The 24,179-nt window shown below is 61.5% G+C and carries 20 protein-coding genes and 4 tRNA genes; 12 read left to right on the top strand and 12 right to left on the bottom strand.

What is annotated here, in order from left to right; translation table 11 throughout:
- Positions 1-316 precede the first annotated feature (316 nt).
- A complete protein-coding gene (gene ppc / locus G5149_RS11175) occupies positions 317-2,950 on the bottom strand; it encodes a phosphoenolpyruvate carboxylase (RefSeq protein WP_115522987.1) in 2,634 nt (877 codons plus the stop codon).
- Positions 2,951-3,181: 231 nt separating this feature from the next.
- Positions 3,182-4,327 carry an acetylornithine deacetylase gene (gene argE, locus G5149_RS11180; protein WP_421212449.1) on the bottom strand — a complete coding sequence of 382 codons (1,146 nt, stop codon included), beginning with the start codon at positions 4,325-4,327 and terminating at the stop codon, positions 3,182-3,184.
- Positions 4,328-4,609: 282 nt separating this feature from the next.
- On the opposite strand from argE, the gene argC reads away from it, so the two are divergent.
- From argC to G5149_RS11210, 6 genes are all read left to right on the top strand, one after another.
- Positions 4,610-5,617: an N-acetyl-gamma-glutamyl-phosphate reductase gene (gene argC / locus G5149_RS11185; protein WP_110304444.1), complete on the top strand. Its 1,008-nt coding sequence runs from the start codon at positions 4,610-4,612 to the stop codon at positions 5,615-5,617.
- Between the two features lie 22 nt (positions 5,618-5,639).
- Positions 5,640-6,419, top strand: coding sequence for an acetylglutamate kinase (gene argB / locus G5149_RS11190; protein ID WP_101348150.1), 780 nt, complete (start codon positions 5,640-5,642; stop codon positions 6,417-6,419).
- A 25-nt stretch (positions 6,420-6,444) separates the two neighbouring features.
- Positions 6,445-7,356, top strand: a complete 912-nt coding sequence (locus G5149_RS11195) for an ornithine carbamoyltransferase (protein WP_201968011.1) — start codon at positions 6,445-6,447, stop codon at positions 7,354-7,356.
- A gap of 57 nt (positions 7,357-7,413) precedes the next feature.
- Entirely contained in the window at positions 7,414-8,649 is a 1,236-nt protein-coding gene (locus tag G5149_RS11200; RefSeq protein WP_033115910.1) for an argininosuccinate synthase, read from the top strand.
- A 210-nt stretch (positions 8,650-8,859) separates the two neighbouring features.
- Positions 8,860-10,245: an argininosuccinate lyase gene (gene argH, locus G5149_RS11205; protein ID WP_421212450.1), complete on the top strand. Its 1,386-nt coding sequence runs from the start codon at positions 8,860-8,862 to the stop codon at positions 10,243-10,245.
- 136 nt (positions 10,246-10,381) lie between these two features.
- Positions 10,382-11,017 carry an FMN-binding negative transcriptional regulator gene (locus tag G5149_RS11210; protein WP_216980006.1) on the top strand — a complete coding sequence of 212 codons (636 nt, stop codon included), beginning with the start codon at positions 10,382-10,384 and terminating at the stop codon, positions 11,015-11,017.
- A gap of 62 nt (positions 11,018-11,079) precedes the next feature.
- Here G5149_RS11210 and G5149_RS11215 read toward each other — a convergent pair whose 3' ends face one another.
- A complete protein-coding gene (locus tag G5149_RS11215) occupies positions 11,080-11,535 on the bottom strand; it encodes a hypothetical protein (RefSeq protein ID WP_201938577.1) in 456 nt (151 codons plus the stop codon).
- Positions 11,536-11,978: 443 nt separating this feature from the next.
- On the opposite strand from G5149_RS11215, the gene G5149_RS11220 reads away from it, so the two are divergent.
- Positions 11,979-12,671 (top strand): B3/4 domain-containing protein, encoded by a 693-nt coding sequence (locus G5149_RS11220; RefSeq protein ID WP_421212451.1) that lies wholly within the window; start codon positions 11,979-11,981, stop codon positions 12,669-12,671.
- 63 nt (positions 12,672-12,734) lie between these two features.
- Here G5149_RS11220 and G5149_RS11225 read toward each other — a convergent pair whose 3' ends face one another.
- From G5149_RS11225 to plsY, 6 genes are all read right to left on the bottom strand, one after another.
- On the bottom strand, positions 12,735-13,907 hold the full coding sequence (locus G5149_RS11225; RefSeq protein WP_337073386.1) for a CD0519/CD1768 family membrane protein: 1,173 nt from the start codon (positions 13,905-13,907) through the stop codon (positions 12,735-12,737).
- Positions 13,908-14,012: 105 nt separating this feature from the next.
- Positions 14,013-14,088, bottom strand: a tRNA-Asn gene (locus G5149_RS11230).
- 8 nt (positions 14,089-14,096) lie between these two features.
- A tRNA-Phe gene (locus G5149_RS11235) sits at positions 14,097-14,172 on the bottom strand.
- A 3-nt stretch (positions 14,173-14,175) separates the two neighbouring features.
- Positions 14,176-14,251: transfer RNA gene (locus G5149_RS11240), tRNA-Thr, on the bottom strand.
- Between the two features lie 52 nt (positions 14,252-14,303).
- Positions 14,304-14,379 (bottom strand) — tRNA-Phe (locus tag G5149_RS11245).
- 47 nt (positions 14,380-14,426) lie between these two features.
- Complete coding sequence (gene plsY, locus G5149_RS11250) at positions 14,427-15,089, bottom strand: glycerol-3-phosphate 1-O-acyltransferase PlsY (RefSeq protein WP_041233993.1); 663 nt, start codon at positions 15,087-15,089, stop codon at positions 14,427-14,429.
- Between the two features lie 175 nt (positions 15,090-15,264).
- Between plsY and folB the strand changes: the two genes are divergently transcribed.
- From folB to G5149_RS11265, 3 genes are all read left to right on the top strand, one after another.
- The gene (gene folB / locus G5149_RS11255) at positions 15,265-15,636 is read left to right on the top strand and encodes a dihydroneopterin aldolase (protein ID WP_005341634.1); all 372 of its coding nucleotides are present in this window, start codon (positions 15,265-15,267) and stop codon (positions 15,634-15,636) included.
- Positions 15,636-16,145, top strand: a complete 510-nt coding sequence (folK, locus tag G5149_RS11260; protein WP_040068957.1) for a 2-amino-4-hydroxy-6-hydroxymethyldihydropteridine diphosphokinase — start codon at positions 15,636-15,638, stop codon at positions 16,143-16,145. The genes folB and folK overlap by 1 nt, the downstream gene beginning before the upstream one ends.
- A gap of 126 nt (positions 16,146-16,271) precedes the next feature.
- Positions 16,272-16,760 carry a YbaK/EbsC family protein gene (locus tag G5149_RS11265; protein ID WP_005336108.1) on the top strand — a complete coding sequence of 163 codons (489 nt, stop codon included), beginning with the start codon at positions 16,272-16,274 and terminating at the stop codon, positions 16,758-16,760.
- Here the strand turns inward: G5149_RS11265 and mdtD are convergent.
- Together mdtD and G5149_RS11275 are read right to left on the bottom strand one after the other, a co-directional pair.
- The gene (mdtD, locus tag G5149_RS11270) at positions 16,732-18,147 is read right to left on the bottom strand and encodes a multidrug transporter subunit MdtD (RefSeq protein ID WP_167567079.1); all 1,416 of its coding nucleotides are present in this window, start codon (positions 18,145-18,147) and stop codon (positions 16,732-16,734) included. The two genes, G5149_RS11265 and mdtD, sit on opposite strands and share 29 nt — an antisense overlap.
- An 11-nt stretch (positions 18,148-18,158) precedes the next feature.
- Positions 18,159-18,767, bottom strand: coding sequence for a TetR/AcrR family transcriptional regulator (locus G5149_RS11275; RefSeq protein WP_005355070.1), 609 nt, complete (start codon positions 18,765-18,767; stop codon positions 18,159-18,161).
- A 90-nt stretch (positions 18,768-18,857) separates the two neighbouring features.
- Between G5149_RS11275 and G5149_RS11280 the strand changes: the two genes are divergently transcribed.
- The gene (locus G5149_RS11280; RefSeq protein ID WP_421212452.1) at positions 18,858-19,958 is read left to right on the top strand and encodes an efflux RND transporter periplasmic adaptor subunit; all 1,101 of its coding nucleotides are present in this window, start codon (positions 18,858-18,860) and stop codon (positions 19,956-19,958) included.
- Positions 19,955-23,062 carry an efflux RND transporter permease subunit gene (locus G5149_RS11285; protein ID WP_421212453.1) on the top strand — a complete coding sequence of 1,036 codons (3,108 nt, stop codon included), beginning with the start codon at positions 19,955-19,957 and terminating at the stop codon, positions 23,060-23,062. The genes G5149_RS11280 and G5149_RS11285 overlap by 4 nt, the downstream gene beginning before the upstream one ends.
- Here G5149_RS11285 and G5149_RS11290 read toward each other — a convergent pair.
- Positions 23,047-24,174, bottom strand: coding sequence for a CobW family GTP-binding protein (locus G5149_RS11290; RefSeq protein ID WP_421212454.1), 1,128 nt, complete (start codon positions 24,172-24,174; stop codon positions 23,047-23,049). The two genes, G5149_RS11285 and G5149_RS11290, sit on opposite strands and share 16 nt — an antisense overlap.
- Between the last annotated feature and the right edge of the window lie 5 nt (positions 24,175-24,179).

Raw genomic sequence — 24,179 nt, forward strand, 5'->3', positions numbered from 1 at the left:
GCCAAACAGTCTGCGCCTGCATGGCGAGGGATGCAAGCCGGAGGGGAAATCTGTACCCATCACCGGTAATGAGTAGAGAGCAATGAACAAGGTGAATTGTGCTGCTTGCCGAATTAAACGCAGTACGAGTCAGGGCTAAAATCATTTCCCAGCCGTACAATGCGCTGCGCTTGCTGCACCCTACAAAATACAGTCCAAAACATGGGTGGGGTTCCCATCGAGCCGAATTCTGCTGGGCAACAAAAAACAAAGGGCGCCGTGTCGGCGCCCTTTGGCTTGATGGATATTGCTGAAGCCTGCTGGCTTGGGCTGGCTATCAACCGGTGTTGCGCATACCTGCGGCAATACCGGCGATGGTGACCATCAGCGCCTTGTCCAGCTCGGGGTGCAGGGTCTCCGGGTGGTTGCGGGAGCGGTTGAGCAGCTCGGCTTGCAGCACGTTGAGCGGGTCTGTGTAGGGGTTGCGCAGCTTGATGGACTCCTTGATCCAGGGCTGATCCTCCAGCAGATCCCCGCGCGGGCTCAGTTTCAGCACAACCTCGATGGATTCGGCGAGCTCCTGACGCAGCTGTTTGCCAAGGCCCCACAGCTCCTGCGGCACCAGACGGGTGTCGTAGTATTCGGCAAGCCAGACGTCCGCCTTGAGGAACACCATCTCCAGCATCTCGAGGCGAGTGCGGAAGAAGGGCCACTGGGCGCTCATCTCTTCCAACACCGCCAGCTTGCCGCCGTCGATCGCCTGTTGCAGCGCCTTGTGGGCACCGAGCCAAGCCGGCAGCATCAGGCGGTTCTGGGTCCAGGCGAAGATCCACGGAATGGCGCGCAGGCTCTCGACGCCGCCGTTAGGCTTGCGCTTGGAGGGACGGGAGCCGAGCGGCAGCTTGCCGAGCTCCATCTCCGGGGTGGCGGCACGGAAGTAAGGGACGAAGTCCGGATGACCGCGCACAATGCTTCGGTAGTGATCGCAGGAGTCGGCGGCCAGCTGTTCCATCACCTCGCGCCAGCACTCTTTCGGCTTGGGCGGCGGCAGCAGGTTCCCTTCCAGCACGGCGCTGGTGTAGAGCTCCAGACTCTTGATCGCCACTTTCGGCAGACCGAACTTGAAGCGGATCATCTCCCCCTGTTCGGTGGTACGCAGACCGCCGCGCAGGGATCCCGGCGGCTGGGAGAGGATGGCCTGATGGGCAGGCGCACCACCACGACCGACGGTACCGCCACGGCCATGGAACAGGGTGAGTCGGATGTTGTTGGCTTCGGCCAGCCCCACCAGGGATTCCATGGCGGCGTACTGGGCCCAGCCAGCGGCCATCATGCCCGCATCCTTGGCAGAGTCGGAGTAACCGATCATCACGTACTGACGGCCCTGAATGTAGCCGCGATACCAGTCCACCGAGAGCAGACGCTCCATCACGGCGGTGCCTGCCATCAGGTCATCCTGGGTTTCAAACAGCGGGGCGACCGGCATGCGGAACTTGCAGCCCGCCTCTTTGAGCAGCAGTTGCACCGACAGCACGTCGGACGGCGCACCGGCCATGGAGATGATGTAGATACCGAACGCATCGGGGTCGTGCTCGGCGATGACCTGACAGGTATCCAGCGTCTCGCGCACCTCGGCGCTCGGCTCCCAGTCGTGGGGAATGAGCGGGCGGCGAGAGTTCAGTTCGTTGAGCAGGAAGGCCTGCTTGTCATCTTCGCTCCACTCGGCGTAGTCACCCAGACCCAGATAGCGGGTCAGCTCGGAGAAGACCAGCCCGTGGCGCTCGCCATCCTGACGGATATCCAGCTTGACCAGATGGATGCCGAAACAGGCGACCTTGCGCAGCACATCCAGCAGCATGCCATCGGCGATGTTGCCCATGCCGCAGGCGTGCAGTGAGTGGTAGCAGAGCTCCAGCGGCTCGCGCAGCTGGGCGGTAGTCTTGACCAGATCCTGGCTCTCGCTCGCCTGACCCTGCACCTTGGCAGTGAGGTGCTCCTTGGTTTCGCGCAGCGCTTCACGCAGCTCGCGCACCAGTGCACGGTAGGGCTCGGGGTGATCGCCAACGCGAGCGCGCACGGCGTCGGTACAGTCGGACATGGAGAGCTCGGAGGTAAGCTCCTTGATGTCTTTGTAGAACAGGCTCACCGCCATCCAGCGACCCAGCTCCAGCACTTCGGCAGTCACCTTGGCGGTGACGAAGGGGTTGCCGTCACGGTCACCGCCCATCCAGGAGGTGAACTTGACCGGCGCGGCATCCAGCGGTAGCCGCACACCCAGATGGTGTTGCAGACGCTCGTCCAGATTGCGCATGAATTCGGGAATGGCGGGCCACAGGCTGTTCTCCACCACGGCGAAGCCCCACTTGGCCTCGTCGACCGGAGTCGGGCGCTGTTCGCGGATCTCGTTGGTGTGCCACGCCTGATTGATGAGCTGTTCGATGCGATTGAGGATCTTGTCCCGCTCGCGGGGCAGCAGGTCTGAGAGCTCCAGCGCCTCGAGGCAGTCGTTGAGCTGTACGTGCTTGTGGATCAGGGTGCGACGGGTCACCTCGGTGGGGTGAGCGGTCAGCACCAGATCGATATCCAGCTCGCGCACGGCCTGAATGATGGCCTCTTGCGACAGGTTGGACGCTTTCAGCTTATCGAACATCTGCTCCAGCGGATCCGGGGTGCAGACCTGCTCTTCACAGCGACGGGAGATGGTGTGGAACTGTTCCGCCACGTTGGCCAGATTGAGGAACTGGCTGAAGGCGCGGGCCACCGGCAGCAGTTCGTCATCGCTCAGGGTTCGCAGGGTATCGAGCAGACGTTCCCGGTCTGATTCATTGCCCTTGCGGGAGGACTTGGCCAATTGGCGAATGGTTTCGATCTTGTCGAGAAAGGCCTGACCCTGATGATCCTTGATGGATTTACCCAGCAGCTGACCCAGCATACCTACGTTGGCGCGTAGTGCGGCGTACTTTTCGTTCATTCCACATCCTTATCTTGTTGGTGCCTGACACCCATCCGGGGTGCTAGACGACCTCACTTATTGTTGTGCGATTACAACATATGCTCCGTCATCTTAGGGTGACAATCTACCCAGATTGTCTGCGCAAGGTCAAATAACAGGCCGATTCAGAACATGTATTTCCATCACCACTCCACAACCGGCTTGTTATGTAACTTACTTACAGTTTTTACGCCCCTTTCACCGTCGCCGCTACAGGCAAAAACGTCTGATCAGGTGTTGCAACACTGCGGTGGTCGGCTTGACGAAGGAGAGGTCGAGATACTCATCCGGCTGGTGCGCCTGGGTGATATGACCGGGGCCCATCACTATGGTCTGGCAACCAAGCTGCTGGATAAACGGCGCCTCGGTGCAGTAGTTGACCGACTCGGCGGCGCGGCCGCTCGCTTTCTCGGCTTCGCGCACCAGCACAGAGTCGTCGGCGCAGGCGTAGGCAGGAATGGGTTCATGCAGATGTTGCAGATGCAGGCAGCCCGGCTGGTGGATCTCGATGGGCGACAGCGCCTCTTTCAGCATCCCCATCAGCTCGTCCGGCCCCACCTGCGGGGTGGGTCGCAGGTCGATATGCAGCTCGCAGCAGCCGCAGATGCGGTTCGGGCTGTCACCCCCCTGAATGTAACCCAGGTTCAGGGTTGGCTGCGGCACGGCAAAGCGGTGGTCGGCGTAGCGATCTTTCAGATCCTGCTGCAAGCGCAACACCTGCCCCATCGCCTTGTGCATGATCTCCATGGCGTTGACACCGTTGGCGGGATCCGAGCTGTGACCGCTCTTGCCGGTAATGCGGATCGCCTCCGACATATGACCCTTGTGGGCCACCACCGGCACCAGTCCGGTCGGCTCGCCAATCACGGCGTAGTCGGGTTTCAATTCGGCCGCCGCGGCGATAGCGCGGGCCCCCGCCATGGTGGTCTCTTCATCGGCGGTAGCGAGAATGCGCAGCGGCTTGGTCAGCTTGGTGAGGTCGATCTCTTTGAGCGCCTCGACGATAAAGGCGAAGAAGCCCTTCATATCGATGGTACCGAGACCATAGAGACGGTTGCCCTCTTCGGTCACCTTGAAGGGATCCTTGCTCCACCCTCCTTCATCAAACGGCACCGTATCGGTGTGGCCTGCCAGCAGCAGACCGCCTTCCCCCTGACCAATCGTCGCCACCAGATTGAACTTGCCCGGCAGGTCGGGGAGCGCCGTTACCTCGCACTGAAAACCGAGCTGACCGAACCAGTCGGCCAGCAGCCGGATCACCGCCTCGTTGCTCTGATCCCACTTGGGATCCGTGCTGCTGATAGAGGGAATCGCAATAATATTCTTATAAAGTGAAAAAAAATCCAGATTGGCCATCAGCTCCTCCTTGCGTCCCCGGAATGTTTCTGTTAGAAAATACAAATGCAAAGTGAGTGCATGAATATTCTTTAATTTTACCTGAATATCTGGCTCATCAACAAAGGCTTCTAGTTGTAAGGGAAAGTTAATGTTCTGTCACCTGATCTATAACCGACGACACACACCCGCCTGAATCGCCCCTCCGCACTTGTTTTATCAAGACGGTGCACCGGGGTGAATGAACCCCATGCACTGCAGCTCCATGCTGTGAATCTCGAACTCTGACTTGGAATATTCAACATGCTTAACACCGTTATCGTCGGTGCCAGTGGCTACGCGGGAGCCGAACTGGCCGCACTGGTACAGAACCATCCACAACTCAAACTGTTCGGCCTCTACGTCTCCGCCGGCAGTCAGGATGCCCACAAGCGCTTCTCTTCCCTGCATCCCCAGTGGGTAGGCGCCCTCGATCAGCCGCTGCTGCCGCTGGACGACGATGGCATGACCCGGATCCTGACCCAGGCCGATCTGGTACTGTTGGCCACCGCCCACGAGGTGAGCGCCGAGCTGGCACCCAAGTTTCTCGCCAAGGGGCTGCCGGTGTTCGATCTCTCCGGCGCCTTCCGGGTCAAGGATCAGGGCTTCTACGACAGCTTCTACGGCTTCACCCACGACAGCGAGCAGTGGCTGGATCAGGCCGTCTATGGCCTGGCGGAGTGGAATGCCGATGCCATCGCTACCGCCCAGCTGATTGCGGTGCCGGGTTGCTACCCGACCGCATCGCTGTGCGCTCTCAAGCCGCTGCAGCAGGATGGTCTGATTGCCAAGGGGTGGCAGCCCATCATCAACGCCGTCTCCGGGGTTTCCGGCGCCGGTCGCAAGGCGGCCATCAACACCAGCTTCTGCGAAGTGAGCCTCAATCCCTACGGCACCTTCAATCACAGACACCAGCCGGAGATCAGCCATCACCTCGGCAAGGAGGTGCTGTTCCAGCCCCACCTTGGCAACTATGTGCGCGGCATTCTGGCCACCATCTATGTGCAGCTGGCGGACGGCGTCACCCCCACTCAGGTGGATCAGGCCTTCCTCAAGGCTTATGAAGGCAAGCCGCTGGTGCGCCTCACCGGCCAGATGCCCTCTATTCGCGGTGTGGCAAACACCCCTTACTGCGATATCGCCTGGCAACAGCAGGGCAACATGCTGGTGGTGGTCTCTGCCATCGACAACCTGCTCAAGGGCGCCGCCTCGCAAGCCATGCAGTGCATAAATATCAAATTTGGTTTTGAACCGGCCACCGGCCTGATTTAAGGACTTAGGAAGGATCTCGAACATGGACAAACAGACGTTGGTAATCAAGCTGGGCGGCGCCCTTATCGAGAACGACGAGGCGCTGACCGCCCTGTTCGCCACCCTCAAAACCTTTCTCGATGATCAGCACCGTCCGCTGGTGCTGGTGCACGGCGGTGGCTGTCTGGTGGATGACCTGCTCAAGGGGCTGGGCCTCACCTCCACCAAAAAGAACGGCCTGCGGGTGACCCCGTTCGAGCAGATCCCCTTCATTGCCGGGGCGCTGGCGGGCACTGCCAACAAGCAGATGATGGCCAAGGCGATCGCCACAGGTATTCCGGCGGTGGGGCTCTGTCTGGCAGATGGCGGCCTCTGTCAGGTGACCCAGCTCGACCCGGATCTCGGTGCAGTCGGCGAGTGCAAGCCGGGCAACCCGGCACTGGTGGCGGGCATCCTCGGTCAGGGCTTCCTGCCGGTGGTGAGCTCCATTGGCATCACCGCCGACGGGCAACTGATGAACGTCAACGCGGATCAGGCAGCCACCGCCATTGCCGAGGCCCTTGGTGCCGATCTGGTGATGCTCTCCGATGTGAGCGGCATCCTCGATGGCAAGGGCAAGCTGGTGCCCCAGCTCGACAAGCTGACCGCGCTGGATCTGATGGAGAAAGGGGTGATCCGCGATGGTATGGCGGTCAAGGTAGAAGCCGCCCTGCACGCTGCCGAGACCCTCGGCAAGCCGGTTTGTGTCGCCAGCTGGCGCTACCCGGATCAGCTGCTCAAGCTGCTGGCTGGCGGCGCGGTCGGCACCCAAGTGGCCATTTGATCTCCACCGGAACAAGGAACATCCGATGCAACATCTTCTGAAAGACAGTGATCTGAACAAAGCCCAGATCGAGGCGCTGATTGCGCTGGGCAAAGCGGTCAAGGCCGACCCGAAGAAGTACAGCCAGGCGCTGGCCGGCAAGAGCGTGGTCACTCTGTTCGAAAAACCCTCCCTGCGCACCCGGGTCACCTTCGACATCGGCATCGCCAAACTGGGCGGCCACAGCGTCTATCTGGATCAGCAAAACGGCGCGCTGGGCAAGCGGGAGTCGGTGAAGGATTTCGCTGCCAACCTGTCCCGCTGGTGTGATGCCATCGTCGCCCGGGTGTTCGATCACCAGACCCTGGTCGAGCTGGCAGAGCACGGCACAGTGCCGGTAGTGAACAGCCTGTGCAACCTCTACCACCCCTGTCAGGGGCTGGCCGACTTTATGACCATTGCCGAGCACTACGACGATCTGTCGAAGGTGAAGCTTGCCTACCTCGGTGATGGCAACAACGTCAGCCACTCTCTGCTGCTGCTGGGGGCGACCCTGGGCACCGACGTGACCCTGATCTGCCCGAAAGGCCACGGCCCGGATACCCAGATCTTCCTGCAGGCGCAGGCATTGGCGGCCAAGTCGGGGGCAACCATCCACATCAGCGATGACGTGGCGGATATTGAAGGGTTCGACGTGGCCTACACAGATACCTGGGTCTCCATGGGTGACAACACCCCGATGGAGCAGGTCAAAGACCTCTTTATGCCTTACCAGATCAATCAGGCCCTGCTCGACCGCACCGGCATTGCACATGTGCTGCACTGCCAACCGGCGCACCGGGAGCTGGAGATCACCTCGCAGGTGATGGATGGCCCCGCCTCCCTCATCATGGACGAGGCCGAAAACCGGATGCATATCCAGAACGCCGTGTTGCTGACCCTTCTCGGCAACAAGTAACGCGGCACTCAACCTGAATCACGACCCTTTTATTGAATCATCATGGAGAGAAGTAAAATGAGCGGAATCAACAAGATCGTACTGGCTTACTCGGGTGGACTGGATACCTCGGCCATCATCCCCTGGCTCAAAGAGCACTATGACGCCGAAATCATCGCCTTCGTGGCCGACGTCGGTCAGGAGCGCGACGATCTGGAAGGGATCGAGCAGAAGGCCATCGCCTCCGGCGCCACCAAGTGCATCATCAAGGATCTGCGGGAAGAGTTCGTCAAAGAGTACGTCTACCCGACCCTGAAGACTGGCGCTGTCTATGAGGGCACCTATCTGCTGGGCACCTCCATGGCCCGTCCGGTGATCGCCAAGGCGATGGTCGAGGCCGCGCTGGCGGAAGGGGCCGATGCCATCTCCCACGGTTGCACCGGCAAGGGTAACGATCAGGTGCGTTTCGAAGGTGCGGTCGCCGCGCTGGCGCCCCAGCTGAAAGTGATCGCCCCGTGGCGGATCTGGGACATGCGCTCCCGGGAAGATCTGCTCTCCTATCTGGAGACCCGCAACATCCCCTGCAAGGCGACCCTGAAGAAGATCTACAGCCGCGACGCCAACGCCTGGCACATCTCCACCGAGGGTGGCGAGCTGGAGAGCACCTGGAACGAGCCCTCCGAAGCGGTCTGGCAGTGGACCGTACCGGCCGAGCAGGCACCGGATCAGCCGGAGTACGTCAAGCTGACCGTGGCGCAGGGTGAAGTGGTAGCCGTTGACGACCAGCCGCTCAGCCCGCACCAGATCCTGATGACCCTGAACGAGCGTGCCGGCAAGCACGGCGTGGGCCGCATCGACATCACCGAAAACCGGATGGTGGGGATGAAGTCCCGTGGCTGCTACGAAACCCCGGGCGGTACCGTGATGGTCGCCGCGCTGCGCGCCGTGGAAGAGCTGGTACTGGATCGCCCGACCCGCGCCTGGCGGGAAAAGCTGGGTGCCGAGTTCTCCCATCTGGTCTATGACGGCCGCTGGTTCACCCCGCTGTGCAAGGCGATCCTCGCCTCTGCCAACGCCATCGCCGAAGATCTCGATGGTGAAGTGGTGCTGAAGATGTACAAAGGTCAGGTCACTGCGGTGCAGAAAAAGTCGCCGAACAGCCTCTACTCCGAAGACTTCGCCACCTTCGGCGCCGACGAAGTGTATGACCAGAGCCATGCCGAAGGCTTTATCCGCCTCTACACCCTGGCCAGCCGGATCCGCGCCATGAAGGAACAGCATCAGGCCATCGGTGGCGATCACACCCACGGTTAAGCAAGCGCGATAACCCGTTGATTCCGTTGAGGGGGCATGGCCCCCTCTTCTATAGGCCGAGGGCATGGCCCCTGAGCCATCATCGGCGGGTGTGACAAGAGCGGCAGCGCCCCGGCCGCTTCTGTGAGATAACAGGCTCGCAGAAAAACAGGGCACGATTTCAAGCTCGGTGGCCAGGGCGCCGCCGACAACGCATTCAAGGAGAGCAGTATGGCACTTTGGGGTGGACGCTTCAGTCAGGGAGCCGATAGCCGGTTCAAGCAATTCAACGATTCCTTGCGGTTCGATTACCGCTTGGCGGAGCAGGATATTCAGGGCTCCATGGCCTGGGCCCGAGCGCTGGTGAAAGTGGGCGTGTTGACCGCCGATGAGCAGGGCAAACTGCAACAGGCGATGGAAGTGCTGCTCACCTCGGTGCAGCAGGATCCCCAACAGATCCTGAGCTCGGACGCCGAAGATATCCACTCCTGGGTCGAGAGCGCGCTTATCGCCGCCGTCGGCGATCTTGGCAAAAAGCTGCACACCGGCCGCTCGCGCAACGATCAGGTCGCCACCGACTTGAAACTCTGGTGCAAGGCGCAGGGCGAGCTGCTGCTCGGCTCCATCACCGCCCTGCAGCAGGGGCTGGTCGCCTCCGCCCGTGCCAATCAGGCTGCCGTGCTGCCCGGTTACACCCACCTGCAGCGGGCCCAACCGGTCACCTTCGCTCACTGGGCGCTGGCCTATGTGGAGATGCTGGAGCGGGATTACTCCCGGCTGCAGGATGCGCTGAAGCGGCTCGACACCAGCCCGCTCGGCTGCGGCGCGCTGGCAGGCACCGCCTATGCCATCGACCGTGAAGCGCTGGCGCTGGACATGGGCTTTGCCGCTGCCACCCGCAACAGCCTGGATTCGGTCTCAGACCGGGATCACGTGGTGGAGCTGATGCACGTGGCGTCCCTCTCCATGACCCACCTGTCGCGCTTTGCCGAAGATCTCATCTTCTACAACACCGGCGAGGCGGGCTTTGTCGAGCTCTCCGATGCGGTCACTTCCGGCTCGTCGCTGATGCCGCAGAAGAAGAACCCCGATGCGCTGGAGCTGATCCGCGGCAAGACCGGCCGGGTGGTCGGCGCCCAGATGGGCATGCTGATGAGCCTCAAGGCGCTGCCGCTGGCCTACAACAAGGACATGCAGGAAGACAAGGAAGGGCTGTTTGATGCCCTCGATACCTGGCACGACTGCCTCGATATGGCGGCGCTGGTGCTGATCGATCTGAGGGTGAATGGTGAGCGCACCATGGCGGCGGCGCAGGGCGGCTACGCCAACGCCACCGAGCTGGCGGACTATCTGGTGGCCAAGGGGATTCCATTCCGTGAGGCGCACCATATCGTCGGTGAAACCGTGGTCTTTGCCATCAGCGTGGGCAAACCGCTGGAGGAGCTCTCCATCGGCGAGTTCCAGCGCTTCAGCCCGGTAATCGAGTTCGACGTCTACCCCAATCTGGAACTGGAAGCGACACTGGCCAAACGGGTTGCCAAAGGCGGCGTTGCCCGGGAGCAGGTAGAAGCAGCCCTGACTGCCGCCGAACAGTGGCTGGCCAAACGGGTGGGTTGATCGCGGTTGGTGATATGTGACGAGAGGGCTTAGGCCCTCTTTTTATTCCCCGGCTATCGCTTGATGTCCCTGCTGACGCAAGAATGGGCATCCGATGCGTTATGCATGGAAGCCAACTATCGATAAAGGAGTCTGCATGTATCTACCACCTTATTTCGCCACCGATGACCCCGAAGCTCTGCATAAACTGATGCAGGCACATCCGCTAGGAGCGCTGATCACCCACGGTGAGCGGGGGCTGGATGCGAACCATCTTCCGTTCGAACTGGACACGGAGAGTGGGAAGCATGGCGTCCTACGTGCCCATGTAGCCCGCAACAATCCGCTCTGGCAAGAGGCCAGGGATGGGGACGAAGTCCTGGTGATCTTCAAGGCTGCAGATGCCTATATCTCCCCTAACTGGTATCCAAGCAAGAAAGCGCATCACCAGCAGGTACCGACCTGGAACTACAGCGTTGTGCATGCTCACGGTCGCATCCAGATTCGCGACGATGCCCGCTTCGTACGCCGCCTGCTGGCAAATCTGACTCGTCATCATGAGGCCGGAGAACCGACCCCATGGAAAATGGCAGATGCCCCCCGAGACTATCTCGAGGCCAAAGTGGCTGCTGTGGTGGGAATCGAAATCGAGATAACTGGGCTAGTCGGCAAGTTCAAACTCAGTCAGAACAAGGAGGCAGCGGATCGCCAAGAGGCAGCTCACGCTTTGTACGCAAGAGGGCAGGTAGAAGTAGCCAGCGACATGGAAAACCCGCCATCACCTCCCTCATAACGTGTTAAACCAAAAACAGAAACGGCAACCCGAGGTTGCCGTTTTTTATTGCTTGCCACCGTTCACGCGCTGGCATTTAGCAGCTTGCCAACCCCATCTCCCTTGCCATTGGGCAGGGTCTGTTTAAAGGCGCCGAGCAGCTGATCGAGGTTGAGATGGCTGGCACCGAGGGAATCCTTGAGGGTATCGAGCTCGCTTTGCAGCGCATCGAGGCGTGTACTCTGGGTGCCGCTCGCCAGCTGATTGCGGGCGCTGTCGATGGCAGCCGTGAGGGATTGGCCACCATTCTCCTGCCCCAGGGTCTGCATCAGCTCCCCCATAAAGTGGTTGATGGCCGAGCGGTTTTGTTCGCTATCGGCATCCTTGATACCAAGTCGCTGGAACAGGCTCTGGACGGTCGGGGCTAGGTGCTCCTCCTGTACGGCAGGCTGCACGGGCTGGGGTTTGCTACTGCTGCCAAGCAGCTGGCTGCCCAGCTTGAGGGCGATCGAGGCAAGGGGAAGCAGGCTGCTGATCATGATATCTCTCCGCGACAACGACCCTTGATGGTGTTGCCAAGAGAAATGCATAAGCGGGGCCAGAACGATGAAAAAACGCCAGCCATAGCCAACTCATTGAGCAATCAAGCGATTTGAGTGACCGCCTCGTGCTTGGGCATGACAACTGAGGGCATCACAAGAGAGCCGGACGGCCAGCGGCTGCCGCTGCAGATCAAGGCGGCAAAGGGGTATTGCCGCAACGAACCGGAAACCGCAGGGCTACTCTTCGCTATATACCGGTACATGCCCGCCATCTCCTTGAACACATCATTTTTCATTCATGAAACTTATGGCTATTAAGATCATGTAAATTTTCTTATCTAAAATGTTCGCGCAAGATGGCTCTCAAACCGGATTTGCCGTTGCCGCTATGCTGGCCGGCAACCGCCTTCTCCCAGCCTCGTTCGTTTTATGGAGTCGCTATGTCCCTGATCACCCCCTATATCTCCCCCGAAGTCAGCCAGTTGGCTCCCAGCTTTCGCGCTCTGAGCATCACGGTGCAGGCCGCAGCCGTGGTTGACCCGAACGTGGGGGCACGCGCCCTTGATGAAGCCTGCACCGCCATGCTGACTGCCGATGTGCCGTGGGCAGAGGCGCATCTCGCCGCCTGGGGCGATCTATTCAGAAAGTTCGGCGCCAAGCCGCAGCGGACTCCCTGTTCCGCCGAAGCTCTGAGAAAACGGGTCGCCCGCGATGGCAACCTGCCCGCCATCGATCCCGTGGTCGATCTCTACAACGCCATCAGTATCCGTTACGCCATTCCGGTGGGGGGCGAAAACCTGCTTGCCTATGAGGGACTGCCGCGACTGGTGGTGGCCGATGGCAGCGAGCGGTTCGATACCATGAAGGGGGGCGAGCCGACCCACGAACCAGTGGAGCCCGGCGAGGTCGTCTGGCGGGATGACAAGGGGGTCACCTGTCGGCGCTGGAACTGGCGGCAGGGTGTACGCACCCGATTGAGTGTCGATTCGGGCCAGATGTGGTTCATTCTGGAGAGCCTGCCCGAGATGCCGCTGGCTGCGCTGCATGAGGCGGGGGAAAAACTGATCGCCGGGCTGCGGGAGATGATGCCGGAAGCGGTGATCGCACAGTGCCTGATCGGCCATAACGAATAGGCGAGTTTCGTCTGCAGGATACAGAGAGGGGCGCCGCAGCGCCCCTCTCTCTTTTCACTCTGCTCAGCCCAGCAGCATATAAAGCTGGTGTGCGGCCACCCCGGCGCACAAGCCGCCGACCGTATGGGCGACAATGGCGCGGGAGGTGAGATGGCGATAGCCGAGGGCATCGAGCATGGCGGTGTGGGTGCTCAAAAAGCCGCTCCAGCACATCCCCATGGCGGTAAACACCGCGACCTCGTTACCGGTGATCCACCCCTTGGCGATAAAGGGGGGCACCAGCGACATGGCGGCACCCACTGCGCCGAGCGAGGTAGCCGGGAAGGCGACCAGCTCCGGCTGCTGGAAGCCGAATAGCAGGTCAAACAGCCAGCCAGCCTTGGCAGCCAATACCGGCAGCAAGGCAACCCCCTGGAAGGCTTCACCGGTATAGCCCTTCTCCCCCGGGCCGAAGGTGAGCAGCATGACGAAGGTGCTGATGATCAGCACGCCCGGGATCACCGCCATCCCCAGCTCCACGCCGGATTTGCCGCCATCGAGCAACGAGTTGAGGATCCGCAGCCAGCCCGGCGCCGCCTCTTTACTGACCCCGACCTTGTGCCCCTTGGCATCCGTCGGCTCATCATCCAGCACCTCACCCACCAGCGGACGGATCATTCGCTGCATCAGTCGGGTAGAGACTACCGAGCCAACCAGAGCACCGAGCAGACCGATCAGCGCCGCGCTGGCGGTGGACTCGCCGCCCGGCAGTTGCAGGGTGGCCATAAAGGTGACCACGATCAGGCCCATCCCGAAGGCGGTACCGAAGTTGGTGAGCGACACCAGTTGCCACGGAGTGAAGCCCTTGCGAAAGCGGCTGTCCTTGGCAAGGCTGATCACCGCCGGGTTATCGGAGAAGAAGGTCATCAGCGCCGCCAGCGCGGTACGTCCCGGCAAGCGGAACACCGGCTTCATCAGGGGGGCCAACAGTACCTCCAGCAGGCGGATCACCCCGAATTCGCTCAGCAGCTGGCTGAGGGCGCCGGAAAGTACGGTGATCCCCATGATGAAGAGCACGGTATTGAGCAACAGCTGGTGAGCGGTATTGAACAGGGTGTTGACCATGGCGGAGAGGCCCATCTGGCTGCCGAGGTAGCCAAACAGGCTGCCCAGGATCAGCAGCACCAGCACGGGCTCAAGCCACTCGCGGATGGTGGCCAGTCGCCCCTTTGACTCTATAACTACTTGATTTTCCATATCTATCCTGCCGTCATTCTGTGCGTGTGTGATTGTTGTTATGGTAAAAAGTGGTATTGAACCAAAGAAAAAAAGCCCTTGTCTTGCGACAAGGGCTTTTCGGTTTGGCTCCTCCTGCTGGGCTCGAACCAGCGACCTGCGGATTAACAGTCCGTCGCTCTACCGACTGAGCTAAGGAGGAATTATTAGTGGTGCCCAGAGACGGAATCGAACCGCCGACACGGGGATTTTCAATCCCCTGCTCTACCGACTGAGCTATCTGGGCAAATGGTGCCGGCTACCGGAATCGAACTGGTGACCTACTGATTACAAGTCAGTTGCTCTACCTACTGAGCTAAGCCGGCACACTTTAAACCATTGTGCATGAACAAATTTTTATTTCATGGCACCAAAATTTGGTGCCCAGAGACGGAATCGAACCGCCGACACGGGGATTTTCAATCCCCTGCTCTACCGACTGAGCTATCTGGGCGTGGGCGCTATTAAACGGATTTTAAGGCGGATGGTCAACGGGAAATTTCACTTTTTGTCTCGTTCGTCTCTTTTTTGCGCAACATTGGCTATTTCTGCCACTTCCTTGGCACTGGCAGCACGTTTTCGCCCCCAGACTCTGGGTTCTTCCCCCTTAAGCAGGCGGGAGATGTTCTCGTGATGGCGGATCAGAATGAGGCAGGAGAGCAGGGAGACTGGCAGGGTATATTCGGGTTTGAGTAGATAGGTAAAGAGCGGCGTCAGCAGCACAGTAATAATGGAGGCCAGCGAAGAGTAGCCGCTCACCAGTAGCACCAGCAGCCAGGTACCGATCACCGCTCCTCCCATGGTAAAGCCGATGGGCAGCATGGTACCGAGCGCCGTAGCCACCCCTTTGCCGCCACGAAAATGAAAGAAGAGGGGATACATGTGGCCAAGACAAGCGGCAACCCCGATAAAGCCAAGGTAGACGGGTTTGATCTGCAGATACCAGGCGAGATAGACGGGAGCTGTCCCCTTGAGCACATCGAGCAGCAGTACCACCAGCGCCGCCATGCGCCCGCCGAGGCGCAGTACATTGGTGGCCCCCGGGTTGTGCGAGCCATGGTCACGGGGATCCGGCAGACCCGTGATCCGGGAAACCAGCACGGCACTGGATAGAGAACCACCCAGGTAGGCCAGAATAATCATCAAAATCGTCAGGGCCGTCATCTTGGTCGTTTTTACCACGATATGAATGGGGTATGATGCGGGCCACATTCTCTGGCGCTGGCTCGGGCTTGCCCAAAAGCGTGTCGCCCAAACCGACCGCGCGGCAAACTGCTTGCCGAGCCTGCATCCCTGCGCTGTCATCACAGCCCATCAAGAGTAAAGAAGAAGTACTGTCATGGACAAGGTGTTTATTCGCGGACTCGAAGTTTTGACCACTATCGGTGTATATGAGTGGGAGAAGGGCATTCGCCAGAAACTCTGTTTCGACCTCGAGATGGGGTTCGACAACCGTCCCGCCGCCGCAACCGACGATATCAATCTGGCACTGGATTATGCCGATCTCTCCAACAAGATTTGCGAGCATGTCAGCGGCAAGGTGGTCGAACTGGTCGAAACCATGGCCGAACAGGTTGCCATGCTGGTGTTGGCCGATGAGCGGGTGCAGTGGGTCAAGGTGACCCTCACCAAGCCGGGCGCCGTGCCCAATGCCGCCGGGGTCGGCGTCGAGATCCTGCGCCATCGCACGCCAGCCGCGAGCAGCAACTGATGACCACCATCTATATCAGCCTGGGCTCCAACATCGAGCGGGATCGCCATATTCGCGCCGGGCTCGATGCCCTGCACGCCGAATTTGGTGAGCTGCGGGTCTCACGGGTATTCGAGAGCGAGGCGGTCGGCTTCAACGGCCGCCCCTTCTACAACCTGGTGGCGGCTGCCGAGACCGATCTGCCGCTGACCACCGTCTGCCAGCGACTGCGGGCCATGGAGTTCGCCCACGGCCGCGAGCCGGATGCCAAGAAGTTCGCCCCGCGCACCCTGGATCTCGATCTGCTGCTCTATGGCGATCTGGTCTGCGACACCCCGCTGGTGCTGCCGCGCGGTGAAGTGCTCACCAACGCCTTCGTGCTGTGGCCACTGGCCGAACTGGCCCCCAATCTGCGCCACCCGGTCGATGGCCGCACCATGGGCGAGCTGTGGCAAGCCTATGACAAGGCCTCCCAGCAGCTGTGCCCCATTCCCTTTCACTGGGAAGCGTGCGAATTGCAGCATCACTGATCAACAAGGGCGCCTCACGGCGCCCTTGTTGTTTTCACGGTCAGGGTTGCTTATCACGGATAAGAAAGTGTCATTGGGCCTGACCCTGCGAGGCTGGCAGGATAGCACCCACTACAGGAGAACCTCATGCCACTCGATACCATTCACCATTTCAACTGCCAGCTACTGGCCGAACTGCCCCACCAGCGCTACGAGCACGAGCCCATCCTCGACTACGCCACCGATGAAAAGGTCAAGGCCCGCCTCGGCTGGCAGGCGGAGTTCAGCAAGACCCTGTTTCTCAAGTTCAAGGATGGCCGCTTCGCCCTGCTGCTGACCCACAGGGACGGACGGCTCGACAACAAGGCGGTCAAGGCCGCACTCGGTGCCAAGCCCTCCATCTGCACCGCCGAAGAGATGCAGGCGGAGATCGGCTGCCTGCCGGGGGCGGTCTGCCCCTTCCTGCCCCGTGCCGATATTCCGCTACTGGTGGATCCGCAACTGCTCAACCACACCGCCTTCACCTGGACTCCGGGCCACCCGGAGCAGACCTTTCTGCTGGCGACCGAGCATCTGGCCGAAGTGCTGGCGCAGCTCCCCTGCGAGGTCAGCTATCTGCCCGCGCCGACGGCGTAGCCCCATCGCGCGCCAGCTGGGCGAAGATGAGCGCCGCCAGCATGGAGAGCAGCCCGACACAGAGGTAGGTAAGATGGAACCCGGCCAGCCACTGGCCCTCGGCCACTAAGGTGCCCGCTGAGGTACCCGCCGAGAAGAGCCCGAGCAGGCTGGCGGCAATCGCCACCCCCAAACTCATGGAGAGCTGCATCACCACCGAGAGCAGACCGTTGCCACTGCTGGCCAGGGTCGGGCTGAGATCTTGCAGCGTGAGCGTGTTCATGGCGGAGAACTGCAGCGAGTTGATGGCGCCGAAGATCGCCAGCCAGCCCAGCAAGACCCAGTAGGGGAGCTGGTTATCGATGAAATAGAAGCTGGCGATCATCGCCCCCAGTAGCAGGGTGTTGCCGATCAGGATGCGGCGATAGCCCACCTTCGGAATAAGCTTGTTCACCAGCGTCTTGGTCAGCATGGCGCCAATCACGGTGGGGATCATGGTCATCCCCGCCTTGCTTGGCGAGAAACCGAGCCCCAGCTGCAAAAACAGCGGGGTGAGGAAGGGCATGGCGCCGCTGCCGAGGCGGGCAAACAGGTTGCCCCAGATGCCGATGGCAAAGGTGGCGGTCTTGAACAGGTTCAGACTAAAGAGCGGCTGCGGTGCATTGGCGGCATAGAGCCAGTAGCTCGCCATCGCCGCCAAGCCGAAGATCAGTGCAAACAGCGCCCAACCGGTGGAGATGCTGTGCTCCCCCAGCCCCTGCAAGCCGACCGACACCAGCACCATGCCGACGCTGAACATCACAAAGCCCTGCCAATCGAACCGGGCGGTCTGCTGCCGCAGCTCCGGCATAAAGTGCCAGCTGGCGATAAAGCCGAGCAACCCCACCGGCAAGTTGATGAGAAATACCCAGTGCCAGCTCGCCACTTCCACCAGCCAGCCACCGAGCGCCGGCCCCATCAACGGGCCGAGCAGCCCCGGGATGGTGACAAACGACATCACCCGCAGCAGCTCGTGCTTGTCATAGACCCGCAGCACCGCCAACCGTCCCACCGGCATCAGCAGCGCACCGCCAATCCCCTGAAGCACACGGGCGGCCACCAGCATGGAGAGGGAATTGGAGGCGGCACAGGCGAGCGAGCCGAGGGTAAAGAGCGAGATGGCGGCCAGATAGATGCGGCGGGTACCGAATCTGTCTGCCAGCCAGCCGGAGGCCGGGATCAGCAGCGCCACCGTCAGCATGTAGGCGATGATCACCGACTGCATCTGCAGCGGGCTCTCCCCCAAAGTCTCAGCCATGCTGGGCAGGGCGGTGTTGAGAATGGTGCCATCCAGCGCCTGCATAAAGAAACCGACCGCCGCCAACAGGGGCAGCCACTTGCGCTGGGCATCTGTCACTGTGTGGCTCATTGCCACCTCCATTATTTTTGCGGGGGAGCGGCGGCGGTCAGGAAGAGATCGACACAACTCAGGGTCCAGGCATCCTGCTCGGCAGCGCTCTGGGTCAACGGCAGACCCAGCTCACGGAGCATTCGCTCCTTGCCCTGCCACATCAGCAACAGCTGCAAGGCGGCCTGTTCACTGTCTTGATGGCAAAGCAGGCCTTGCTGCTTCTGCTGCTCCAGCCAGTTGGACAGCATCTCGGTCACATAGAGCGGGCCCGCCTCGAAAAAAAGGGTGGCCAGCTGGGCATCGTTGCAGCTGATGCAGGTGCGAAAGATATTGATGGCATCATCGCTCAGGATCAACTTGCGAAAGCTGCGACCAAAGGCAATCAGGCTCTCCCGCACATTGTTGCCACGCAGCAACACCTCCGGCATCAGCTCGCTGCTGACGCACTTGCTGCCCACCGCCTCGGCAAACAGCGACTCCTTGTTGGCAAAATGGCTGTAGACCGTCTGCTTGGAAACGCCCGCTTCACTGGCCACCATGTCCATGCTGACCAGATGCAGACCGTGCTGACAGAAGAGCCGCCCGGCAGCATCGAGGATCGCAGCCCGCTTCTGCTGACTACGGGGTGAAATGTTCATTTTTCCTCCACAATCAAACTGGACAGTCTAGTTTCGAAAAACTAGACTCACCGGTGTGATTTGATGTTATGTCAACCAGAGGATGATGTCATGACACTTTGCTTAATCCTGCTGGCGCTGTTACTGAGTGGCTGCAGCCCGGTCACAGAGTCAGAAGAAACACCCGCCCTGACCCGGGTAATCGCCCAGCCGCTGCAAGCCAGCGATCACTACCCGGTGCTGCACCGTTTCAATGGCCGGGTGATCGCTCCCGAGCACAGCCAGATAGGCTTCGAGCTGGCAGGGCGGATCGCCACTCTGCACAAGGGACGCGGAGAGCCGGTCGCGGCTGGCGAACTGCTGGCCACACTGGACACCCGGCTGCTGGCAGTGGAAGCCAAAGAGCTGGCTGCCCGGGCCGCCCAGAACGAGGCCGAACTGACCCTTGCCCGGCAGACGCTCGACCGACTCACCGCCCTGCGCCAGCAGCAGTTCAGCTCCCGTCAGGCGCTGGATGAACAGCAAGGCAAAGTCCGCATGCTGGAGGCAAGCGCCAACCAGCTGGCCGCCGCCCTCGAAGCCAACCGGGTCAAACAGGAGAAATCACAGCTGCGCGCCCCCTTCAACGGGATCGTAGTCAGCCGCGAGCAGGCATTGGGGGCCGTGGTGGCCGCAGGCCAGCCTCTCTTCTCCCTGACCCGCAGCGGCCAGTGGGAGGCCGATATCGGCGTGCCGGTGAAACAGGCCGAGACCCTGATCGTCGGCCAACACTACCCCCTGCAAAGCGGTGCGCAATCACTGGAGGGGCGCCTGCTTAATCTGGGGGTACAAGTGGACGGGCAGACCCACACCCGCACCGCCCGCTTCCAGCTGACACGGGGCGGCGAACAACTGGCAGAGGGGCAACTGATCACCCTGTTGCATCAGACCCGCGAGCCTACCCGCGCCTACGAGGTACCGCTCACCGCGCTGACCCAGGGATTGCGCGGCAGCTGGACCCTCTATCTGCTCAACGACGAAACGCCACCCCGGGTGGTCAGTCGGGACGTCACCCTGCAGCAGCAAGATGGCGAGCGGGCCTGGATCAGTGGTGCCCTGAATGGACAAGAACAGCTGGTGACCGATGGCCTGCATAAACTGGTGCCGGGCCAGCAGGTCACCCTGACCACCAGCGTGGATCATCAGGCGGCTCATCCGGAGCCACAGTCATGATCCGCCCGTTTATCGAGAATGGCCGCCTGCTGCTGTTGACGGTCGCGCTGTTGCTGACGGCCGCCCTTGCGGCATTGCAGACCCTGCCTAGAACCGAAGATCCCCAGCTCACCAGCCGTTTTGCCAGCGTGGTTACCCACTTCCCCGGGGCCAGTGCCGAGCGGGTGGAGGCGCTGGTGAGCGAGCCCATCGAGAACCGGCTGCGGGCCCAGAGCGAAATCAAGCTGATCGAGTCGAGCTCTCGCCCCGGCCTCTCCATCATCAATCTGGAGCTCAAGGATGAGGTCAGCGATGTCGAGCCTGTCTGGTCCAGAGTCCGTGATCGGCTGGCAGATCTGGCCGCCGGGCTGCCAGCCGGCGCCAGTGCCCCCAAGCTGGACGATGAGAAAGGCTATCCCTTCACCCGGCTGGTCAATGTGGTCTGGCGCGGGCCGGGCCAGCCGCAGCTGGATCGCCTCGCCCGCTACAGCGCCGAGCTGGAACGCCGGGCTCGCCAGCTGCCGGGCACCGAATACGTCGAGCGGGTCGGGGCACCACAGGAGGAGATCGAGGTGCGATTCGATCCCCTCGCCCTCAGTGCCAGCGGCATGAGTGGCGAACAGCTTGCCCAGGCGCTGAGTGGTGCCGATGCCAAAGTGGCCGCCGGGGAGTTGCAGGGCAGCCACAATCGCTTTCAGGTAGAGATCCGCGGTGCCCTCGATACCCTGGAGCGGATCCGCCAGATCCCGCTGCGTACCGGCGAGCAGGGCCAGACCCTGCGCCTTGGCGATCTGGCCGAGGTAAGACGTACCCTGCACCAGCCGGAGAGCCAGCTGGCCTTTGCCAATGGTGAACGGGCCGTGGTGGTCGGCCTGCGCATGGCACAGGATCACCGCATCGACCTCTGGTCGGCACGGGTCGATACCATGCTGGCCCAGCTGCAACAGGACTTGCCGGATAATATCGGCCTCGTCACCAGCTTCGATCAGCAGCGTTATACCGATCAGCGGCTCGACACCCTGCTCATCAACATTGTGCAGGGCTTCCTCATCATAGTGGCCGTGCTGCTGGTGACCTTGGGCGTCAAGGCAGCCATTATCGTGGCCCTGTCGCTGCCGCTTACCGTGGCGTTCTCATTCGCCTGCATGGACCTGATCAATCTGCCCATTCACCAGATGTCGGTCACCGGTCTGGTGGTGGCGCTCGGGATCATGGTGGACAACGCCATCGTCATGGCGGATCGGGTGCAGTATCAGCGCCGCCACGGCATGGCCATGAGTGCCGCCGCACTGGAAGCCATCGGCCACCTCTGGCTGCCACTGCTGGGCTCCACCCTCACCACCATGCTCGCCTTTATGCCGATCATTCTGATGCTGGGCCCCGCAGGCGAGTTTGTCGGCGGCATCGCCTGGGCGGTGATCTGCTCGCTGTTGGGATCCTACCTCATCGCCCACACCCTGGTGGCTGGCCTCGCCGCCCGCTGGATTGGCAGTGACCAGGGGGGACGCTGGTATCAGGATGGCTTGCACCTGCCCCGGGTGAGCGCCCGTTTCCAGCAGAGCATCGCCATGGCGCTGGCTCACCCCTGGCGCACCATGCTGCTGGTCAGTCTGCTGCCCCTGCTCGGTTTCTGGGTGGCGGGCAGCCTCACCGAACAGTTCTTTCCCCCTGCCGACCGGGACATGATCCACATCGAGGCCAGCCTCTCCCCACAGGCGAGCCTGGCGCGCACCCGCGAGCTGGCACTGGGGATCTCCGCCGAGCTGGCCAGCCTCCCCGAGCTGGCTCGTCAGGATTGGGTGGTGGGCGACAACGCCCCCAGCTTCTACTACAACCTGGTGCCCAGAAAACAGGGGCGGGCCGATTACGCCCAGGGGATGATCACTCTGCAGGATGCCGATGCTGCCGAGCGGCTCATTCCACAACTGCAGCAGCGGCTCGATGCAAAATTTCCCGAAGCACAGCTCCTGGTGCGCAAGCTGGAACAGGGGCCGCCTTTCAATGCCCCGGTCGAGCTGCGGCTGTTTGGCCCCGACCTTGAACAACTACACCGTCTGGGAGAGGAGCTGCGCAGTCTGCTCGCCAATACCCCGGCCGTGGTGCAGACCCGCGCCACCTTGCAGGCAGGGGCCCCCAAACTCTGGTTGCAGGTCGATGAGGAGGCCGCCCGACTGGCAGGCATGAGCCTGACCGATGTTGCCTCCCGGCTGGCGGGCGCACTGGATGGCAGGTTGGGCGGCACTGTGCTGGAAGGCACCGAGTCAATCCCGGTTCGGGTGCGACTGGCCGAGCCCTTGCGTCAGGATCCGGATGCGCTGCTCAATGTGCCGCTGTCGCTCACCGGCACCGGCCAGCAAGGGGCTGCCAATCTCACCTTGCGGGCACTGGCTAGTCCCGAGTTGCTGCCAAGCTGGGGGGAGATCAGCCGTCGGGATGGTGAGCGGGTCAATGTGCTGGAGGCCTATCTGGCGGTCGGCGTACTGCCGCAAACCGTGCTGGAGCAGGTCAAAGAGAGGCTGGCCGCCAAGGCGCTGGCGTTGCCGCCGGGCTATCGACTGGAGTTTGGCGGGGAAGCCGCCAAGCGGGATGAATCGGTGGGCAATCTGATGGCCCATGTCAGCCTGGTCGCCGTGCTGCTGGTGGCCGTGCTGGTGCTCAGCTTCAACTCGTTCCGGCTGGCAGGCATCGTCACCCTGGTGGCGATCCAGTCGGCGGGGCTCGGGCTGCTGTGGGTCTGGCTGCTGGGGTACCCCTTCGGGTTTACGGTGATCATCGCCCTGCTGGGACTGATGGGGCTGGCCATCAACGCCGCCATTGTCATTCTGGCCGAGCTGAAGGCAGACCCGCTGGCACAACAGGGCAATCTGCCGCAGATCCGTGATCTGGTGGCCGGTTGCAGCCGCCACATCGTCTCGACCACCATCACCACGGTGGGCGGCTTCATCCCGCTATTGCTGGGGGGCGGCGGCTTCTGGCCACCCTTTGCCATCGCCATCGCCGGTGGCACAGCGCTGGCGACCCTGCTCTCGTTCTACTTTGTGCCGGTGGCCTTTGTGCTGTTCAACCGCCGCCGTCCTGACCCGGTACAGGAGAGCTGCAACGCGCAAGATCAGTTGTCGGGCTGACCCAGCATGGCTTTGAGCCGCTCTTCCAGAGTGGGCTCAGGGGCCTTGAGGGTCGCCATAAAGAGCTGCTCGATACCGGCCTTGTCCTGACTTTTCACGATAAACACCAGTCGGGACTGGGCCTTGCCCTCCGGCCAGTCGCCCAGCGCCTGCAGCGGATAGAGCTGGCCGTGGACACCGTGGATCACCACCGGCTGGCTCTCCCCTTCCAGCTGCAAGATCCCCTTGAGGCGCAGCAGGGCATCGCCATACTGTGCCTGTACCGCATCGATCGCAGCCAGCAAGCGAGACGGCTTGAGCGGCTCGCCGATGCGCAAAGAGAAACTCTCGATGTTGCCGTGATCGAAGTGGGTGGGCGCCGCAGTGCCAACCTTGGCGGCGAACGGCTGCATCTTGGGCTGCATCGGTGACGCCAGCCCCTGCTTGGGGGATTCTGTGCGCAGCCAGGCCAGCAGCTGGCGCACATCGCGCCCGGCCGCTTCGTTGTAGGCGCCCAGCTTCTCCAGCACCTTGGGCGAAAGCTCGCCATTGGTCACCCGCTGGAGCGGCGCCGCCGGATTGAGTGCCGCCAGCTGGGCTTCGACCCGAGCCAGCTGCTCACCATCCACCAGATCCCCCTTGCTCACTACCAGCAGATCCGCCAGCGCCACCTGCTTCACCGCCTCATACTGGGCTGCCAACTGCTGCTCGATATGACCGGCATCCACCACGGTGACGGTGCCATCGAAGCGGTAGCGCTGGGCGATAAAGCCCTCTTCCCTCAACGTGAAGAGCACGGGGGCCGGATCGGCGAGGCCAGTGGTCTCGATAATGAGTCGCTTGAACGGTTTGATCTTGCGCTGGATGGCCTTCATAAAGAGCCCCTGCAACGCCTCCACCAGAGAGCCCTGCACCGAGCAGCAGATGCAGCCAGAGTCGAGCAGCATCACCTGCTCATCTACCTGCTGCACCAGATGGTGATCCAGCCCCACCGAGCCGAACTCGTTGATCAGCACTGCGCACTCGCCGAGCTCCGGCTGCTTGACCCAGTGGTTGAGCAAGGTGGTCTTGCCGCTGCCGAGAAAACCGGTCAGCAGGGTCACAGGGATACGGATATCTTGCATATCGGTCATGTCAG

Source organism: Aeromonas sp. 600479, from assembly GCF_049175515.1.
In the GTDB taxonomy this organism is placed as follows: Bacteria; Pseudomonadota; Gammaproteobacteria; order Enterobacterales; family Aeromonadaceae; genus Aeromonas; species Aeromonas veronii_A.

Excerpts from the sequence above, each read along its gene's own strand:
- ppc (WP_115522987.1), bottom strand. The coding sequence starts at position 2,950 with ATGAACGAAAAGTACGCCGCACTACGCGCCAACGTAGGTATGCTGGGT.
- argE (WP_421212449.1), bottom strand. The coding sequence starts at position 4,327 with ATGGCCAATCTGGATTTTTTTTCACTTTATAAGAATATTATTGCGATT.
- argC (WP_110304444.1), top strand. The coding sequence starts at position 4,610 with ATGCTTAACACCGTTATCGTCGGTGCCAGTGGCTACGCGGGAGCCGAA.
- argB (WP_101348150.1), top strand. The coding sequence starts at position 5,640 with ATGGACAAACAGACGTTGGTAATCAAGCTGGGCGGCGCCCTTATCGAG.
- G5149_RS11195 (WP_201968011.1), top strand. The coding sequence starts at position 6,445 with ATGCAACATCTTCTGAAAGACAGTGATCTGAACAAAGCCCAGATCGAG.
- G5149_RS11200 (WP_033115910.1), top strand. The coding sequence starts at position 7,414 with ATGAGCGGAATCAACAAGATCGTACTGGCTTACTCGGGTGGACTGGAT.
- argH (WP_421212450.1), top strand. The coding sequence starts at position 8,860 with ATGGCACTTTGGGGTGGACGCTTCAGTCAGGGAGCCGATAGCCGGTTC.
- G5149_RS11210 (WP_216980006.1), top strand. The coding sequence starts at position 10,382 with ATGTATCTACCACCTTATTTCGCCACCGATGACCCCGAAGCTCTGCAT.
- G5149_RS11215 (WP_201938577.1), bottom strand. The coding sequence starts at position 11,535 with ATGATCAGCAGCCTGCTTCCCCTTGCCTCGATCGCCCTCAAGCTGGGC.
- G5149_RS11220 (WP_421212451.1), top strand. The coding sequence starts at position 11,979 with ATGTCCCTGATCACCCCCTATATCTCCCCCGAAGTCAGCCAGTTGGCT.
- G5149_RS11225 (WP_337073386.1), bottom strand. The coding sequence starts at position 13,907 with ATGGAAAATCAAGTAGTTATAGAGTCAAAGGGGCGACTGGCCACCATC.
- plsY (WP_041233993.1), bottom strand. The coding sequence starts at position 15,089 with ATGACGGCCCTGACGATTTTGATGATTATTCTGGCCTACCTGGGTGGT.
- folB (WP_005341634.1), top strand. The coding sequence starts at position 15,265 with ATGGACAAGGTGTTTATTCGCGGACTCGAAGTTTTGACCACTATCGGT.
- folK (WP_040068957.1), top strand. The coding sequence starts at position 15,636 with ATGACCACCATCTATATCAGCCTGGGCTCCAACATCGAGCGGGATCGC.
- G5149_RS11265 (WP_005336108.1), top strand. The coding sequence starts at position 16,272 with ATGCCACTCGATACCATTCACCATTTCAACTGCCAGCTACTGGCCGAA.
- mdtD (WP_167567079.1), bottom strand. The coding sequence starts at position 18,147 with ATGAGCCACACAGTGACAGATGCCCAGCGCAAGTGGCTGCCCCTGTTG.
- G5149_RS11275 (WP_005355070.1), bottom strand. The coding sequence starts at position 18,767 with ATGAACATTTCACCCCGTAGTCAGCAGAAGCGGGCTGCGATCCTCGAT.
- G5149_RS11280 (WP_421212452.1), top strand. The coding sequence starts at position 18,858 with ATGACACTTTGCTTAATCCTGCTGGCGCTGTTACTGAGTGGCTGCAGC.
- G5149_RS11285 (WP_421212453.1), top strand. The coding sequence starts at position 19,955 with ATGATCCGCCCGTTTATCGAGAATGGCCGCCTGCTGCTGTTGACGGTC.
- G5149_RS11290 (WP_421212454.1), bottom strand. The coding sequence starts at position 24,174 with ATGACCGATATGCAAGATATCCGTATCCCTGTGACCCTGCTGACCGGT.